The 17,159-nt window shown below is 67.5% G+C and carries 15 protein-coding genes; 3 read left to right on the forward strand and 12 right to left on the reverse strand.

Translation table 11 applies throughout. From position 1 onward, the window contains the following. Window positions 1–142: 142 nt before the first annotated feature. Both ACLQ14_RS06425 and ACLQ14_RS06430 read right to left on the reverse strand, forming a co-directional pair. Window positions 143–1,033, reverse strand: a complete 891-nt coding sequence (locus ACLQ14_RS06425) for a hypothetical protein (RefSeq protein WP_425811067.1) — start codon at window positions 1,031–1,033, stop codon at window positions 143–145. A gap of 32 nt (window positions 1,034–1,065) precedes the next feature. Further along, window positions 1,066–1,764 carry a DUF6318 family protein gene (locus ACLQ14_RS06430; protein WP_425811069.1) on the reverse strand — a complete coding sequence of 233 codons (699 nt, stop codon included), beginning with the start codon at window positions 1,762–1,764 and terminating at the stop codon, window positions 1,066–1,068. A 284-nt stretch (window positions 1,765–2,048) separates the two neighbouring features. Between ACLQ14_RS06430 and metH the strand changes: the two genes are divergently transcribed. Continuing rightward, entirely contained in the window at window positions 2,049–5,600 is a 3,552-nt protein-coding gene (metH, locus tag ACLQ14_RS06435) for a methionine synthase (RefSeq protein WP_425811071.1), read from the forward strand. 3 nt (window positions 5,601–5,603) lie between these two features. On the opposite strand, the gene ACLQ14_RS06440 is transcribed toward metH, so the two are convergent. The 8 genes from ACLQ14_RS06440 to ACLQ14_RS06475 form a co-directional block, all read right to left on the reverse strand. Continuing rightward, window positions 5,604–6,578 carry a zinc ribbon domain-containing protein gene (locus ACLQ14_RS06440; protein ID WP_425811073.1) on the reverse strand — a complete coding sequence of 325 codons (975 nt, stop codon included), beginning with the start codon at window positions 6,576–6,578 and terminating at the stop codon, window positions 5,604–5,606. 213 nt (window positions 6,579–6,791) lie between these two features. Then, the gene (locus tag ACLQ14_RS06445; protein WP_425811647.1) at window positions 6,792–7,052 is read right to left on the reverse strand and encodes a recombinase family protein; all 261 of its coding nucleotides are present in this window, start codon (window positions 7,050–7,052) and stop codon (window positions 6,792–6,794) included. A gap of 275 nt (window positions 7,053–7,327) precedes the next feature. Then, window positions 7,328–8,410 carry a hypothetical protein gene (locus ACLQ14_RS06450; protein WP_425811075.1) on the reverse strand — a complete coding sequence of 361 codons (1,083 nt, stop codon included), beginning with the start codon at window positions 8,408–8,410 and terminating at the stop codon, window positions 7,328–7,330. Continuing rightward, the gene (locus ACLQ14_RS06455; protein ID WP_425811077.1) at window positions 8,407–10,653 is read right to left on the reverse strand and encodes an ATP-binding protein; all 2,247 of its coding nucleotides are present in this window, start codon (window positions 10,651–10,653) and stop codon (window positions 8,407–8,409) included. Before ACLQ14_RS06455 ends, ACLQ14_RS06450 begins: the two co-directional genes overlap by 4 nt. Beyond that, window positions 10,650–12,479 (reverse strand): DNA cytosine methyltransferase, encoded by a 1,830-nt coding sequence (locus ACLQ14_RS06460; protein ID WP_425811079.1) that lies wholly within the window; start codon window positions 12,477–12,479, stop codon window positions 10,650–10,652. The genes ACLQ14_RS06455 and ACLQ14_RS06460 overlap by 4 nt, the downstream gene beginning before the upstream one ends. Before the next feature lie 682 nt (window positions 12,480–13,161). Continuing rightward, the gene (locus ACLQ14_RS06465; protein WP_425811081.1) at window positions 13,162–13,878 is read right to left on the reverse strand and encodes an ABC transporter ATP-binding protein; all 717 of its coding nucleotides are present in this window, start codon (window positions 13,876–13,878) and stop codon (window positions 13,162–13,164) included. Window positions 13,879–13,890: 12 nt separating this feature from the next. Further along, on the reverse strand, window positions 13,891–15,003 hold the full coding sequence (locus ACLQ14_RS06470; RefSeq protein WP_425811649.1) for an ABC transporter permease: 1,113 nt from the start codon (window positions 15,001–15,003) through the stop codon (window positions 13,891–13,893). Window positions 15,004–15,008: 5 nt separating this feature from the next. Beyond that, window positions 15,009–15,167: a hypothetical protein gene (locus ACLQ14_RS06475; protein WP_425811083.1), complete on the reverse strand. Its 159-nt coding sequence runs from the start codon at window positions 15,165–15,167 to the stop codon at window positions 15,009–15,011. A 140-nt stretch (window positions 15,168–15,307) separates the two neighbouring features. On the opposite strand from ACLQ14_RS06475, the gene ACLQ14_RS06480 reads away from it, so the two are divergent. Next, on the forward strand, window positions 15,308–15,781 hold the full coding sequence (locus ACLQ14_RS06480; RefSeq protein ID WP_425811085.1) for a hypothetical protein: 474 nt from the start codon (window positions 15,308–15,310) through the stop codon (window positions 15,779–15,781). 33 nt (window positions 15,782–15,814) lie between these two features. Next, window positions 15,815–16,441 (forward strand): SprT-like domain-containing protein, encoded by a 627-nt coding sequence (locus ACLQ14_RS06485; protein WP_425811087.1) that lies wholly within the window; start codon window positions 15,815–15,817, stop codon window positions 16,439–16,441. A 21-nt stretch (window positions 16,442–16,462) separates the two neighbouring features. Here the strand turns inward: ACLQ14_RS06485 and ACLQ14_RS06490 are convergent, their stop codons facing one another. Together ACLQ14_RS06490 and ACLQ14_RS06495 are read right to left on the reverse strand one after the other, a co-directional pair. Continuing rightward, a complete protein-coding gene (locus ACLQ14_RS06490) occupies window positions 16,463–16,834 on the reverse strand; it encodes a type II toxin-antitoxin system RelE family toxin (protein WP_425811089.1) in 372 nt (123 codons plus the stop codon). Further along, complete coding sequence (locus ACLQ14_RS06495) at window positions 16,831–17,157, reverse strand: hypothetical protein (protein WP_425811091.1); 327 nt, start codon at window positions 17,155–17,157, stop codon at window positions 16,831–16,833. Before ACLQ14_RS06495 ends, ACLQ14_RS06490 begins: the two co-directional genes overlap by 4 nt. Window positions 17,158–17,159: the final 2 nt, after the last annotated feature.

Below are 17,159 nucleotides of genomic sequence, written 5' to 3' on the forward strand. Positions count from 1 at the left end.
ACGCGCGGCGCCTGCGCCCGTTACTCGCGACGCTCCCCCTCGGTCGGCGACGGGCGCGATGTGCGGGCTCCCTCGCTCACGGGCTACCGAACCTCGAGCACGACGTCGTGGGCCTCAGCAGGTTCGCTGGCTGACCGGAAGATCAGGGCAGGGTGTCCTCGACCAGATGCGGGCGCTTCTCGTAGACGTTCAGGTGCACGGTGGGACTCGTCGTGTGCGCCTCACCGGGAATGTCGGTCCACGTGTCAGGGTCATTCGGGTCACCGGGAAGCCCCTCGATCCGAAACCGCCCCGTCCACGTCGTCGACAGGTCCAGCGTCGCCGGACCCGCGTGCGTGTACGTGTGCGTCACCGTCTGATCGGGGTACGGCTTCCCCGGGTCCGTGGTCGTCACCGAGGAGCCCTCATCGCCCCCGTCGGACCCGTACGACCACGTGAAGCTCGTCGGGACTGCCTGCACCTCGACCGGGATCGCCTGGTCGCCCTTACCGAGCTTGATGTTGAACGTCTCGGCACCTTGGTCGGTGTAGGTCACCGTGAACATGTTGATCAGCACCTGCCCACCGCCGGGCTGCACATGGACTGGCGACGGTTTGACCGTGAGCGATTTGAACGCCTTCGTCACGTCCGCCTTGAGGTCAGCTGGCGTCAAGCACAGGCCTGACTCGAGGTACGTCCAGGGGGACCAATCCCCCGGCTGACCGTCCTCCACCTCACGGGTCGACATGAACAACGGGTCCAACGGGATCGCGTTCTTGGGGCAGTCAGCCGCCTCGACCACGTCCGTCAGCCATTGGCAGCCCGCCACGTCCCCGTTGTCGTGGTCGTGACACAACACCGCCGGCAGACGCTCGTACCGGCGCGTCGCGATCCCGTTGACAGACGACGTGGGGTCGTACGCGATCTCACCGCCGAGGTAGCGGTTGAAGTCGAACTGCTGATCGTGCCCGCTGGCCCCCACGCCCCCGAACGGCGGGTCCGCAGCTGCCACGCGGGCAGGGATGGTGGTCCACGCGAGTGCGAGCAGCACCACGGCTGCGGTGATTCGCGGTAGGGCCACACGAATCAACGGGTCACGCCCTCGAGGATCCTCCAGCCCTTCTTGCTGCGCATCACCTCAAGCGACAAGGTGTTGCGTGACGCTGGCTCCGAGTAGACGATCTTGCCGGAGCCATTCTGGATCTTGAAAGCCTTCTGCTTCACTTCGAGATCGAATGCGTATGCGCCGTAGAGGCTGTCATAGTCGTAGCGCTTCGTCACGCGGTATGAGAGGTCTCCGCCGACGTAGGCGAGACCGTGCTTCTTGACGTAAACCGCCTGCTTGCGGCGGTTCGAGCAGTAGCCACACTTTGATTCGACGATAAGGCTATCGAACTCGCTGATGTCACCCGTCGTCTGGACGTATTTGTCCATAGAGAGGAAGTAGAGCGCGGTCTTCTCGGCGCCTTCGCGCGTGTTCGCGTTCATCCCCGCCGGCCGCTTGGGCGCCCCAGAGGTCGCGGCAGCAGTCTTCGTCGGCGTCGGGGTGGCGCTCGGCGTCACCGCCGGCGTGCTCACGGAAGGCGACGGCGTGACTGCACCCTGCGTCGTCGGGCCGGCCTCACCGGAACCACTGGTGCACCCGGCGAGCACTAGCGAACCGGCCACGGCGAGCGTCGCCGCCCCGAGCACGCGGCGGGCACGCCCACGTCCCACGCCCCCGCGCACCCCTACGGGCGCGGGCGGGTCAGACGGTCGGTCGGTCAGGTCGCGGCGGATACCCACGAGTCCCCCTGTTACATGCGTCAACAGAATCAACGCGCCGACCATACCGGGAACCGATACATCCATGGCCAGAAGGCGTCCACCCTGTGGACAACCGGCCAACGCGAGCCCCGCGCGTCGGGCACGCCCCACCGCGCGTCGAGCAAGAGGCAACCGAGCCCACCAAGCGGCCGCGCCCGCTTGCTCGGCGCGCAACCCGCTTGCTCGGCGATCGAGCCGACCACACCGTCCCGCGCCCTGGAACTCCCCCGCCGTGACACACCCCGCGCCCTAGACTCGCCACCATGCTGACCGCTCGCTCCGCCCAGCTCGCCGACGCGCTCCGTTCGAGGGTCGTCGTGGCCGACGGCGCGATGGGGACGATGATCCAGGCGCAGGACCCGTCGCTCGCGGACTACCGGGACCTCGAGGGCTGCAACGAGATCCTCAACGTGTCGCGCCCGGACATCATCCGGTCCGTCCACGAGGCGTACCTGTCTGTGGGCGTGGACGCGATCGAGACGAACACGTTCGGCGCGAACTGGTCGAACCTCGCGGACTACGGCATCGACGACCGCATCACCGAGCTCGCCGAGGCCGGCGCGCGCCTGGCCCGCGAGGCCGCGGACGCGTTCTCCACCCCCGACCGCCCCCGGTTCGTGCTCGGCTCGATGGGCCCGGGCACCAAGCTCCCGAGCCTCGGCCACACCACGTACTCCCACCTCAAGGGCACGTTCGCCCAGCAGGCGGTGGGCCTGGTGCGGGGCGGCGCGGACGCCGTCCTGGTCGAGACGAGCCAGGACCTGCTGCAGGCGAAGGCCGCGGTGAACGGCGCGCGCGAGGCCATGCGCGAGACCGGGCTGCACGTGCCGGTGTTCGTGTCGGTGACGGTCGAGACGACGGGGACCATGCTCATGGGCTCCGAGATCGGCGCGGCGCTCACGGCGCTGCAGGCGCTCGGCGTCGACGCGATCGGACTCAACTGCGCCACCGGCCCCGACCTCATGAGCGAGCACCTGCGGCACCTGTCGCGGCACTCGACCGCGCCCGTGACGTGCATGCCCAACGCCGGGCTCCCCGTCCTCGGGCCCGACGGCGCCAGCTACCCCCTGTCCCCCACCGAGCTCGCCGCCGCGCACACGCAGTTCGCGCGGGAGTTCGGGCTCGGGCTGGTGGGCGGCTGCTGCGGGACGACGCCGGAGCACCTGGGAGCCGTCGTCGACGCCGTGGGCGGGCAGTCCATCACCGTGCGCGACCCGAAGCCCGAGAACGGCGTCGCGTCCCTGTACTCGCACGTGGACTTCCACCAGGACGCGTCGTTCCTGGCGATCGGCGAGCGGACCAACGCGAACGGGTCGAAGGCGTTCCGCGAGGCGATGCTCGCGGGCGACTGGGACGAGTGCGTCGCGATCGCGCGCGCCCAGACCCGCGACGGCGCGCACCTGCTCGACGTGTGCGTCGACTACGTCGGGCGCGACGGCGTCGACGACGCGCGGGAGGTCGTGTCGCGGCTCGCGAGCGCGTCCACGCTGCCGCTCGTCATCGACTCGACCGAGCCGGCCGTGATCCAGGCGGGCCTGGAGCTGCTGGGCGGGCGCGGCGTCGTGAACTCGGTGAACTTCGAGGACGGCGAGGGCGAGGGTTCCCGGTTCGCCCGGGTCATGCCGGTGGTGAAGGAGCACGGCGCGGCCGTCGTCGCGCTGACGATCGACGAGGAGGGCCAGGCCCGGACGACGGAGACGAAGCTCGCGATCGCGTCGCGCCTCATCGACACCCTCACCGGCGAGTGGGGCATGAAGCGCGAGGACATCGTCGTCGACTGCCTGACCTTCCCCATCGCGACCGGGCAGGAGGAGACGCGCCGCGACGGCATCGAGACCATCGAGGCGATCCGCGCGCTGGTGGCGAAGTACCCCGGCGTGCACACGACGCTCGGGGTGTCGAACGTGTCGTTCGGGCTCAACCCGGCCGCGCGCACGGTGCTGAACTCGGTGTTCCTGCACGAGTGCGTGCAGGCGGGGCTGGACTCGGCGATCGTGCACGCCGCGAAGATCCTCCCCCTCAACCAGATCCCCGACGACCAGCGCCAGGCCGCGTACGACCTGGTCTGGGACAAGCGCGAGTACGACGACGCCGGGAACCTCACGCACGACCCGCTCGCCCACCTGCTGGACCTGTTCTCCGGGGTGGACAGCGCTGCGCTGAGGGACGCCCGGGCCGCCGAGCTTGCCGGACTGCCCGTCGGCGAGCGACTCGAGCGGCGGATCATCGACGGCGAGCTCAAGGGGCTTGAGGCCGACCTCGACGAGGCGCGGCTGGTCGAGGGGATGTCGGCGCTCGACATCGTGAACACGCACCTGCTCGAGGGCATGAAGGTCGTCGGCGAGCTGTTCGGCAAGGGCGAGATGCAGCTCCCGTTCGTGCTGCAGTCCGCGGAGGTCATGAAGACGGCGGTCGCGCTGCTCGAGCCGCACATGGAGAAGGTCGAGGGGGTCGACTCATCCAAGGGGTCGATCGTGCTGGCGACCGTCCGCGGCGACGTGCACGACATCGGCAAGAACCTCGTCGACATCATCCTCACGAACAACGGCTACACGGTGCACAACATCGGCATCAAGCAGCCGGTCTCCGCGATCATCGAGGCCGCCGAGGAGCACGACGCCGACGTCATCGGCATGTCCGGGCTGCTCGTGAAGTCGACCGTCGTGATGAAGGAGAACCTCGAGGAGCTGACGTCGCGCGGGCTCGCCAAGCGGTGGCCCGTGCTGCTCGGCGGCGCCGCCCTCACCCGCACGTACGTTGAGGACGACCTTGCCGGCCAGTTCGACGGCGTCGTCCGGTACGCGCGGGACGCGTTCGAGGGGCTGCGGCTCATGGAGCCGCTGGTGCGGGTGGCGCGGGGCGAGTCGGTCGACGCCGTCGGGTTGCCGGCGCTGAAGAAGCGGCGGCACGGCGTGGTGACCGTGACGGAGACGGCCGACGAGGACATGCCGGCGCGGTCCGACGTCGCTCTTGACAACCCGGTGCCCGAGCCGCCGTTCTGGGGGACGCGGATCGTCAAGGGTCTGCAGCTCGCGGACTATGCGGCGTTCCTCGACGAGCGGGCGACGTTCCTCGGGCAGTGGGGCTTGAAGCCCGGGCGTGGCGACGACGGCGCTTCCTATGAGGAGCTGCGCGACACCGAGGGGCGGCCGCGGCTGCGGGCGTGGCTCGACGCGATCCGCGCCGAGGGCATGGTCGACCCGTCCGTGATCTACGGGTACTTCCCCGCGTGGTCCGAGGGCGACGACGTGGTCATCGGACACCACGATGGGCCCGACGGCGGCTCCGGCGGTGAGGTCGGGACCGAGCGGTTGCGGTTCCACTTCCCCCGGCAGCGGCGCGACCGGCATCTGTGCCTGGCCGACTTCATCAAGCCGAGGTCGTGGGTCGAGGAGACCGGGCGGTTCGACGTGCTGCCCGTGCAGCTCGTGACCGTCGGCGACACCGTCGACACGCACACCGCCCGGCTGTTCGCGGCGAACAAGTACCGCGAGTACATGGAGCTCCATGGGCTGTCCGTGCAGCTCACCGAGGCGCTCGCCGAGTTCTGGCACTCACGGGTGCGCGCGGAGCTCGGGTTCGCGGACGAGGAGCCCGACGACGTGGACGGGCTGTTCAAGCTCGACTACCGCGGGGCGCGGTTCTCCCTCGGGTACCCCGCGTGCCCCGACATGGAAGACCGGCACAAGGTCGTCGAGCTCCTGAAGCCCGGTCGCGTCGGGGTCACGCTGTCCGAGGAGCTGCAGTTGCACCCGGAGCAGTCGACGGACGCATTTATCATTCATCACCCAGAAGCCAAATATTACAGCGTCTGACCTTTATGGGGTTCCGAGACTCCGCGTCAGTCTCTGGACAAATTGGCGACCACATCTTGTGGCACGAGGGGCACGGTTTCGGGGACCCCGGCCTGACCCGACGGGACGCGGCTCGATGGCCGTAAGCCATGTCGCGAGCACGCGACGCCGGTCCTCGACGGTGGACGCGGAGTCGAACTCCTCCGCGATGGTCCTCCCGGTGGGAACGAGTTGTCGGCGCAGCGATACTGCAGATGCCGACCGAAGTCGTGTTCGCTCCGCTTTCAGCGAAGAGATTTGGGCAAGCGCTGCGGTCTCCGTGTCTTCACCCTCCGCAGCGAGGAGCGCGGCAGAGGCGGCGGCCAGCGCAGCTTCGAGATCGATGAGAGCAGCGTCAGTCTGGGTGGCGGCCACGAGTTGCTCGACGACGTGAGGCCGGCCGCCCACTTCGCCCAAGAAGCGATCGATGACAGCCTCCTCGAGATCCACGACCCGGACGCCCGTCTGCCCAACGCACTTGCCACCCTCCCGCGCGGGCATCGGATGGTGGTAGTCGACTGCGTCTCGCAGCTTGTGAGTACGTAGGTAGAAGCGCGCACCACAGACGTGGCAACGAACGATTCCTGAAAGGAGACGGTCTTTACGCATGTGCTTTCGAGTGCCCGGCCTGTCAGCCCAGGGAAACATCACGTGCAGTTGCTGAGACTGCTCCACGGTAAGGACGGTTTCTGAGACGAGGATGGGCTCGCCGTCGGCGTCACAGACCGTCTCACCACGCTCGCTCTGACGACCCAACAACGGCTCGCCAGAGATCATCCGGACGAGCACGCTGTGCCCCCAGGCGCCCGTCTCCAACCCGGACGGGTCCCCGCCTGCGATGAGCGCCTTACGCACGGCAGAATTCGGCGAGGGTACCCCGCGGCCCGTGAGATCGCCGGCCGCGATCCATGGGCTCTCCCCCGCGATCAGGCGCGCGCCGATCTCGTGCACGATCTTCACTTCCCGAGCCTCCTGGACGAGCCTCTTGCCACCAGGGGCTTGGATCGGTCGGTACCCGTAGGGAACTCGTCCACCACCCCATAGCCCGGCCCGGAGCCGTACCGCGCGGTCCGACTTGATTCGGAGACTGATGTTGTCCGACTCCATCCGCGCGACCTCGGCCAGCATGCCCGCGACCATGCGCCAGGCGGTGCTGTCGCTTCGCAACCCGTCCTAGAGCGCGACGAAGAGCGTGCCAGGACGTGACCCAAGCGCATCCATCAGTTCGGCGAGGGCGCCGAGCCCTTGCCGCGTGAACCGGTCGAACTTCCAGACCGCGAGCACGTCGGCCCGACCGTCTGCCAGCATCGTGACGGCCTCGGTCGCGTTGGCCCTCGCCAGCCGCCCAGAGATGCCGTCGTCGACGAGGACCCGGACCACGACCCAGCCTTCTCTCGCCGCAAGTGCGCGTAGGTCGTCCTCCTGCCGAGAGATGGACGTCGATGTCTCATCTCCCTCACGGACAGTCGGGCGTAGATGACGGCTCGCTTCGTTGCTCCCCCGACCATCGCCACAGCATGCCCGATTCGCGCGCTTCTGTACACCCCGAAGCCAAGTACTTCTCCGTGTTAAGTATGGGCCCTAGTCAATGCCACCTCTGGCGGCCGTGACCTGCGAAGATACCAGGAAGGCCACGGATCCAGCGCCATGGTTCGCGCGAACTCGAACTCGCCCCTGATCGCTACCGGCGCCCTACCTGAGCGCCCACCTCACGCATCCGTTGGGTCATCGCCCGAGAGTCGCCGCTTCACGCGCTCAGAGTCGAGGTCGGGTACTCCAATCCGTCCTCGGTACTGGCTGTGCTGAACGAGCAGAGCCTCGGAAAACGGACTCACGAGGGAAGCTACCGGGCTCATCGCATCGAGAACCTCAGCCGTGACAGCTTGCACGTCCTCCAGATCGAGAACGAGGTCCGGAATGTCACGAAACGCGGGCAAGTAATAAAAACGGCCCTGAGTCGCAGTCAGAACGTGCCTCTCAAGCTCATTCCAGGCAGACTTTGACTTTGAAGCAGACCATTTCTGGAATCTGGGATTCGATCCCAAGTCGTCTGCTTTGGCCAGTAGCGCCAACTCAAACTTGTCTTGAGCAAAGTCGCACGCTGGCGTGAGAATGACCCACCATGTCGCGTCCGGCGCCCGAAGGAGATCCCCTGGTGCGCGGCGAGTCGAAGCCGGCGGGTAGATGTATCGAAGACTCGGGTCCGCGGTCAACGACTGTTCGCTGTCTTCTTCAAGCACCCGAGATAGGCGGCTCAGCAGAACTTGCGCAATTCCCGGAGAGTCAGCGGCCTCGGTATACTCCGCCCAGTTCGGGGCCAGTTCCGTCCACATGTGCTTACGCAGGACAGTAGCCACGTGTTCTTCGATGCCGCTAATCGTGATGGCCGCGCGACTGGCAACTGCAGCCTGGATTGCTGCAGGCAGCTTGTCGGTGTCATCTTTGGTTACAACTGTAACCAACGGAGCCATCTGCTCATGTGCGACCTTTTCCGGGAGCGCCGTCCAGAAAACGACTGGAGCGAAGCGGGCATCCTTGATGTTGAAATACACAGCGTGCCCGGCGGTCTCATCGTCCGGCGACGGGTCAGGGACGTCGCGCCGGACATCGAGCACGACAACGTCGCTATCGCCACGGCTGAACGTAGCGAATCCCTCATCGAAGTCGGTCTCTACCGAAACCTCAACCTCAATTTCATCGCTCTCCTCAAACGCATCCTCGATCTCACGCCGCGCATCTGCCGCCAGGGAAGCCTTGTCCTCAATGATGAGGACTCTGACCTTCTCGCTCACTGCACCCGCCTTCTGAAGGTCGCTTCGAAAGTCGCTCCGTCAAGCGACCCGTCGTCAACAAGAATAAGTTGGCCGTCGTAGATGTCCTCCACGATGTTTCCTACGATACTCAGGCCCAGCCCCACGCCTTCCGGCCTACTAGAGAAGTACGGGTCGAAAATGTGCGCACGAACGCCCTCCGCTACCCCGGGTCCAGAATCGCTCACGACGAGGCTCAATGAAGAGTCGTCGTTGAGCCGAGCGGCAGAAATCACCTTCCGCTCGGTCCCCTTTGGCTGAGTAGAGGTCCAGTAAATGGCGTTCTGGATGAGGTTGATGAGGACCGTCAACAGTTCGGCTTCGTCGAGTTTCACGGCGACTGGGTCGCCCTCTCTAACCAGTTCGACGCCGCGGTCGTCGGCTTCCTGTTGGAGGATTGAGATTGCTTTGTCGATGACGTCGCTAGTGCTGATTTCCTTGGGTCGTCCGCGCTTGCGGCCGCCGAAGGGCTCGATCTGTTTGAAGAGAGAAGAGAGCAGATCGGCCTGGGCCGTGGTGTCCGACATAGCTTTCGCGGCGATTGTGATCTTCTCGCTGTCAGTGAGTTTTGTCTTGTCGAGGTCGCGGGCACCGAACCGCGCAATGTTCTTGAGTCGTGTCACGACGGTTCGACCGTCGTGGAGGACACGATCGATGAGCGCCCCGAGAGTGGCCAGTCGGGAGTATCGCGACAGGACGTTCTGAACCTCGGTTACTCCCTCTTGGATGTCGCGGTTCTTGTCGTCAATGAGTCCGATGAGGCGCTTGTCGCCGGGGTAGTTCTGGGCCAAGGCGGTGCGAATCTCCCCAAGGTCGAAGCGCTCGAATAGGCCTCCCTTGCCCTCACCAGGCTCTTTCTTGGGGTGGCGAGCGGCATAACGCCGCGTCTCAAGCTCAACGAGCGCGGCTTTCACTAGCGTCTGGAGGTCCGAGTAGGCGGTGCCAGCGAGTATGCCCTCACGGTTCGACTGGTCCTTGAGCCCTTCGTTCGTGTCCGCACCAATAAAGACGTGACCGATGATCTGGTTGTTCGACACCCGACGGGTCGGTGTCTGGACGCGTCGCAGGTCGAGCCCTAGCCAGTCATCGCCGCTTTCACCGAATGGCAGGACTCGAAAGCCATCTCGATAGATGCTGACACCGGCAACCTCGCTGAGCGTGTCGCGGAAGCCCTTCAAGTCCTTCGCGCTGGGCGCTGCACTCTCTGCGTCGGTCTCTTGAAGGGTCCGTTGGATGGCCGTCTTGTCTCGGTCCCAGACGCTGATCTCGAAGTCGAAGGGTCCTACATGCGGGGAGCGCTTCTCATCGGTCCACAACTGTTTGATGCCGATATCCTCCTCCAGCGGAGGGTCCTGTTGTGCGTAGCGAAGCGTGGCGGACCCCTGGGCATCCACGGAGCCGGTGAGGCTGTAGTGAGGGGTCTGGAGTTCAGACGATGGATCGATCGGACCAGCGAGGTCTTCTAGGCCCTCCTCGACGTCAACCAGTTCCAGGATCACCTGGAAATCGGGCTCGGCATCTTCTGCGCTCGCGAGGCTTGACACTGTGCCAGGACGGGGCCGTATCAGCCGCGTCAGCGCCGTGCGCAGTTCAAGAAGGTCCTCGCGATCCCACGCACGAGTAAGGCGGTCAATCTGGACCACAGTCCCCCGGCCGTGATGCCAGGTCTCGTTCTCGGCTGCGGAGAAGGTGTCAACCGCTGCGCCGAAGTCAGAGAAGAGGTCGGGTGCTCCGACTTCCCAGGCGACCTCGATCTGATCGAGGTACGCGTCCTCGCGATCGAAATCCGTCCAGTCGATCAGGAGCTTGATCTCGTCGGCATTGGTCATCCGCGTGACGAGCATCATCTCGTGCCCGAGCCGGGCCGCGGCGAGCCGACCGATGCCCTTCTCGCCGAGCACTCGGCGGCCCCCGTCGCTGCGAGGGCGTCGTCTCTTGGTGTCGGTCGCGATGTCGAGCCATGAGCGTTGGAGTGTGGCGACGTCCATGCCGTGGCCGTCATCCCATACCTCGATGCGACCTTTCCTTTCCTCCAGTGGGCCGTGGAAGCGGATGAGAACGACGCTGGCGTCGGCGTCGTAGGAGTTCTTGACCAGTTCGATCAGGGCGACCTTGTCGCTGCTGATCAGGTCGCTGCCGATTGTCCGGAGCAGCCGCGCCTTGGGACGGAGCGCGCCTCTGCCCGATGGCTCATGGCTCGCGGTCCGCCGGACATCGGCGCTCATGAGACTCGCTCTCCCCTGGACTCCGCTGGGTGTGGAGCGGCGGGGTCGAGGATTCGGGCGCTCGCCTCGGAGACAGTTATCGCACGGATTGCGCACATCCTCAATGCAGCTTCGTCGCCGCCGGAGACCAGTTGCGCGAGCGCAACCTTGATATCAGTGCGCAGACCGGTGTGCCCTTCGGGCAGTTCCATCAGGAGGGTCACGACCTTGCTGACGTGCTCATTGACAAGAAGTTCGTTGCCACCGCGTAATAGCGAGAACACGCGGTGCTGCGCGTCGCCGAGCATGGCTGCGACGCGCGGTGTCCAGTCCACAGACGGGCTGTCGCGGACGATGCCTCGAAGTTGCCTTACGGCGTCCCTGCGGGTCTTGCTCACCGTGTGCACTTCGATGTGCTGGAGCGACTCGACGGAGAGGTCCGGAACGCCTCGGAGCGGTTCCATAAGCGACGCGGCGGTTGCAGCAGGAAGTCGGTGCATGTCAAGCAGAGCAGCGACCGCGGCAGCAGCGGCCGTCATGTCCGGCCCAGGGTAAAGCCACCATGCCGTCTGTCTCTGCTCGACGGCCCACAGCGACAGCCTCCGGCGCAGATCGGGAAGTCTGGGCTGCTCGTCATGCGGCTCCACGAGGGGCAGGATCGCCTCTGCGACGGTCCGGCCAAGTGCTGGCGGGACTGCGTTGCCGATCTGCCGAAATGCGTCACTGCGGGTTCCCGCGAAACGGAAGCTGTCTGGAAAGGTCTGGATACGTGCCGCTTCGCGGACGGTGAGCGTGCGGTGTTCCTCTGGATGGATGTACCAGTAGCCGTCTTTGGCGATGTGAGCCGTGATCGTCCTACTGAGGTCGTCCCAGTCAAGGCGCTTGTACTTGTCGTTGAAGGTGTCGGAGCGGTATCGGCGCAGATGCTTAGGGAGGTCCGAGTACAGGGTCGAGGCGGTCATAAGCTCGAACGCCTCGCGGTCATCGTCCCGCACCGGACGCGTCATGTGGTCGTAGATGATGTCCGCATCATCGTCACGGAGAGTCTTGGCCAGTGCGCTAGATGGTTCACCCGTGTAGGGCAGTTCGCGCCCACCCGTGGTGTCGACGAGCGAAGGGAGGTCCGCGATCGCATCACGGACGGTGGGGCGGTGGTTCATCGGTGTGGGCCAAGCCGGCAGAGCCCCATCATTGCGCGCCTGGAGGATGAATCGCTTGCGGTGCTGTGGTACTCCGTGGCGCCACGCGTCAAGTAGTCGGTAGTCGACCACGTATCCGGCGCCCTCGAGGACGTTCGCGATCGCCCTGATGACGAGGAGGTCGTCGCCGATGGCCATATCGGGCACGTTCTCCATCAGAACTGCGCGTGGTCTCAGTGCCAGGACGACATCGATGAAGGATCGCCATAGCTCCTTGCGGACGTCAACCTCATCGCGAACGCCGTCGTTGATGAGACTGCGAATCTTTGCTCGTCCGGCCCGGCTGAAGGGCTGACAGGGCGGGCCTCCGGCTACGAGGTCGATCCCGAGCGGCCGGAGTCGTTCTATGAGCGCAGTCACCTGGGCAGGGTCAGCCATATTGACGTCGAGCGCTTGGCCACGGAAGTTGGCTCGATGTGTCTCCAGAGCCGCGGTGTCATGATCGACTGCGGTGACGACTGTCCAGCCTGCGGCTTCGACTCCAGCGCCGAGGCCACCAGCTCCAGAGAAGAGATCGACGGCAAGGGGGCGGCCAGACGCCTCTTCCAACTGACACCACTCGGCGAAACCGGCGTCGTCCGGAGCGTCTGGGTGCCTGGGAAGGGCGAGCGGCGCGGAGCGCTCCAGTTTTACTGCGTATGTCGCCAAGCTCCAGCGCTCCTTCCCGCTTGGGCGTTCACCTCCAGGAGAACACGACCAACGTCGTCGTGGCGCGCAGCTCATCGAGCCGATAGGCCACCGGCGCTTACCTTACCGGTACGCGCGGGAGGGACTGCTGCATCAACAAGGGACGGCCGGCGTCGCGCGCGCCAATAACGCGGTCACCGGTCAGGTTCACCGATTCTCGCTGGAGCCTTGGGATCGAGGACGACGAACAAGCGCTGGCTCGAAGCCGCCCTCGCCACCAAGAACAGGGTCCTCGAGCCCGGCGCTGCCCCCGCAGTCTCGCTACCCGCCGAGAGACTCGACGCGATGAACGACCGCGGCCGCCACGACATGCTTCCCAGAAGCGGCGCTGACTGTGATTCGCGACGACCCGCGCGGGTTTCGGCAGCAGTGGGCGGAGGTCTCCCCTAGCCGCATCGGTCACGCTCGCGGCTGCAGCCACAAAGACGGCGACGACCGGACGCGTTGGGGCCGACGGGCTGACCGCAGACTCCGAGCCCATGGTCGCGATGCAGGCGGTTCTGGACCGGCTTCGCCATCGGCTCGCTGCGTCGTCGGACGTACCGGGACGCCACGCGAGTAACGCGTGTGTGCCGTCCCACCTTGTCGACCACGCCCCGAGCGTCGTCCCCGTGGGCACCGGACCATGGCAGGACGCCCGACATCACGCCGACACCCCCGTGCCCGGTGACGTGTGCGGTGACGTCCCGACCAGTCGGCCGTCGACGAGCTGCTCGCGGCGGTCGACCGCGCCGAGCGTGGACTCGTCGTGCGAAACCACCAACGTGGCCGCGCCGAGGTCGCGTGCAAGTGACGTGATCAGCTCGATGATCTCGGTGCCGCGCTCGTGATCGAGGGCCGACGTGGGCTCGTCGACGAGCAGCACGTCGGGCGACCCGGCGAGCGCCCGCGCGATCGCGACGCGCTGTCGTTGCCCGCCGGACAGCGTGCCCGGCCGCCTGTGCACCCAGGACCCGAGCCCGACGGCGTCGAGCAACGAGAGCGCGTGCTCGCGGGACGCCGACGGCCGCTTGCCACGCAGGTGCGACAGCAGCTCCAGCTGCTCGAGAGCGGTCAGGGACGCGATGAGCTGGGGTTGCTGGAACACGAAGCCGACGCGGTCGAGCCGCGCCCGTGTCGCGTCGTCGCGCGTCGTCACGGTCGTGAACAGCGGCTCCCCGTCACCGAACGTAACGCTCCCGGACGTCGGCGGCGTGAGGCCGCCCGCGACGGCGAGCAGGCTCGACTTCCCGGAACCGGACGGCCCAAGCAGGGCCGTGGTGGTGCCCGAAGCCACGGTCAGGGACACGTCGTCGACGGCGGTCAGCGTCGAGTCCCCGTCGGGGTAGACGAGGGTGACGTGCTCGAGGTGCAGGTCCATGGGGGCTCCCGATCAGCGGGCCGCGAGCGCGGCGTGCGGGTCGACGCGGGCGATCTGGCCCACGGCGAGCGCGGCGCCGAGCAGGCCGAGGACGACGAGGACCAGTGCGGGCAGCAGGACCGTCCCGACGGACACGAGCACGGGCACGACCGGTTGCAGCAGCACGGCCGTGACGGCGGCCAGGACGGTGCCGAGGCCCACGCCGATGACGAGGATCACGAGCGCCTGCCCGATCGCGTCGCGGAGGAGGTACCGGGTCGAGGCGCCGAGGGCCTTGAGCACGGCGATGTCGCCGCTGCGGCTGATCGTCCAGACGGTGAAGAACGCCCCGACGACGAGCGCGGAGATGCCGATGAGGAACGCCTCCATCAGCAGCAGCGAGCCGTGCTCGGAGGAGTAGGAGCTGATGGCGCTCTTCGCGGCGCGGCGGGTCTCGGTGACCGTGCCGATGGTGGCGTCGGCGGCGGCGAGGTCGGCGTCGCCGTCGGTCGTGAGGGCGACGACGGTGGCGACGGTCGTCGGCGTCGCCCCCGGCGCGAGGTGGGCGCCGAGGCTCTGCCAGTCGTCGAGCGCGAGCCAGATCACCGGCGTGTGGGCGTACGCGGACGTGTCGTCGAGCACCGCGGACACCTTCAGGTCGAGGTCACCTGCGGTCACGGCGTCGCCGGCGTGCACGCCCAGGTCGTCGGCCGCGCCGCTCGAGAGCACGGCCGTGCCGGTCGCCACGTCGGTGCCGTCGTGCGGCAGGAGACCAGAACCTGGCTCGACGCCGAACGCGGTCACGGCAGCCGTCGTGGTCGCGGAGGTGGCGCGCGCGGTCGCGATGCCGAGCGGCTGGGCGTCCGTCACGCCGTCGACGTCGGCCCACGCCTTCCACTGCTTCTCGGTCACCTGCGAGCCGGTGAACGTGGGGCCACCGCCCGGTCCGGACGGCTCGGCGTCGTCGGCCACGGTGAACGCGAGGTGGTCGGCGGGCAGCTGCGTCACCGCGGACGTCGAGTCCGCGCCGAGACCCTGCGTGAGGGAGGCGAGGAACACGACGAGGTAGGTGATGAGCACGATGACGGTCGCCATCAGCAGGAAGCGACCTCGGGCGAAGCGGAGGTCGCGCAGGGCGACGAACATGCTGGTCACCCTCGCACCCGTACGCTCCTGCTGCATCCGGGGTGTCCTGACGGCGCGGCGAAGAACCGCTGCCGGTCGCCGTCGAACCCGCCGCCGAGCGACCAGGTGAGGTCGAGCTGTCCGTCGTCCGTCCGGATCACGTCGTCGAGCAGCACGGTGCGCACGCACGGAAGCGTCGGGACCGCACGGATCGGGCGCCGACCACCGCACGTCCCGCCGTCCACAGGCCCCCCGCGCCGCCAGCATCCTCCGCCACGCTGACTCCACCGATCATCCGATCAGAGGAGGAACAGTGCGAGGACCCATGACGGACCTGTCGTCCGAGGAGGCGCGCGAGGAGGCGCTCGAGCTCCTCGACGAGCTCACCGACCGCCAGCTCGAGGCGAGGTGGAACGACGGCCCGACCACGGGCGCCGTGCTTCGGGCCGTCGCAGCCAACCCCGACCGGGTGCGCTGCGCCACGGGCTACATCCACCCGGACGACGACTGGCCGGCGACGTCGACCGTGTACGTCCGGCCGGAGCGACCGTTCCGGATCGCGGTCGGCCCCAGCCAGTTCTACGGGCCGTTCCCGGGCGACCCGGAGTACGACGAGGACGAGGAGTACGTCCACCCCGACTGGTGCGAGTGCGAGGGTCTGCGTCAGTACATCCGTGACGAGCTGGGCCTCGACCAGCAGTACGGGCCGGACGAGATCCTCCCCGACGGCCCGCGGTGGCTCCCACCGGACGCCGACGCGGGCGAGCCCGCCCAGTGGCTCCGGCTCTGGTGGGACTGAACGCCCGTGGGTGACGCCCGCTACGGTTCCACCGTGCCCGACGTCCTCGACCAGATCCACGCCCAGGCGCGGGCCGCCATGGACGACCACGGACTGACCGACTGGGACCTCGTCTTCGACCAGGCCGTCCGCCGCGCCGGGGCCACGCGCTTCGACCGCAGATCCATCAGCCTCTCGGCGCCGCTCATGCAGCGCTACGCGCAGGAGGGCGCCCACGACGAGATCCGCGAGACCGTCCTGCACGAGATCGCCCACGCCCTGGCGGGACGCCGGCACAACCACGACGCGACGTGGCAGGCCATCGCGCGGCGGATCGGCTCGACCGGCCGGCGGACCGTGGCGCCGGAAGCGCCGGCGATCGAGGCCGACTGGGTCGGCACGTGCCCGGCCGGGCACACCATGACCCGGCACCGGCGGCCCACCGGGATCGGGTCGTGCAGCCGGTGCGCGCCGAGGTTCGACGAACGGTTCCTGCTGACGTGGACCTACCGCGGAACGCGCCTCGCCGACGTCGGAAGCCGCGTCCGGGTCACCGCGCCCGGGCGCTGGAACGGCGCCGTCGGGACCGTACGACGCGTCGCGCAGACCCGCTACCACCTCGCCGTCCCCGGAGCGGACCGGCCGCTGACGGTGCGCTTCGAGCACGCCGAGCCGGCCTGACCTCGACAGCTGGCGGGCGGCTCACCGCCCCCACGCGGTGTCGAGGATCTGGCGGAGGATGGCGAGCTTCTGGCGATCGGCGGTGTAGGCCCCGAGCCGCGCGACGGCCAGCCGGTAGACCTCGTCGTCGGCGCGCCGAGCGATCACCCAGACGACCACGATCGTGCCGTCGTCCTGGACGTCGTAGACGATCCGGTAGTCGCGGTTGCCGACGACGAGCTTCCGCAGGCCGGTGAGGTTCCCAGAGCCACGGGACCCCAGGGGCGCGCCCCGCTGCGCCGGCTCGGCCCTCAGCTTCAGCAGCCCCTTGAGAATGATCTTCCGGGCGGCGCCGTCGAGGTCCTCGAGATCGTCACGCGCCTCCGGCAGCAGGACGATCCTCGCTTCGCTCACGCGTCGCCGTCCGCGTCGTCGGACTCCTCGCTCGCGAGCTCGTCGAGGTCGATGCCGAGATCGGCAGCCGTCTCCTCCAGCGTGAACGTGCGCCCGCTCGTCGTCTCGGAGCGCACCAGCGCCAGCGCCAGCAGGCGCAGGTCCTCCTCGCGCTCGTCGAGCGCGTCGATCGACTCGAGCACGGAGATCGGTGCGACGACACTGGTCGGGCGGTTGTTCTTCATCACGACGATGGTCCGGCCGGCCTCTACCTCGTCCGTCACCGCGCCGAAGTTGCGGCCCACCCAGCTGGCGGACCGGAGATCCCGAGTGTCGACCTTCATGC

Source organism: Luteimicrobium sp. DT211 (genome assembly GCF_049844995.1).
GTDB lineage: Bacteria > Actinomycetota > Actinomycetes > Actinomycetales > Cellulomonadaceae > Luteimicrobium.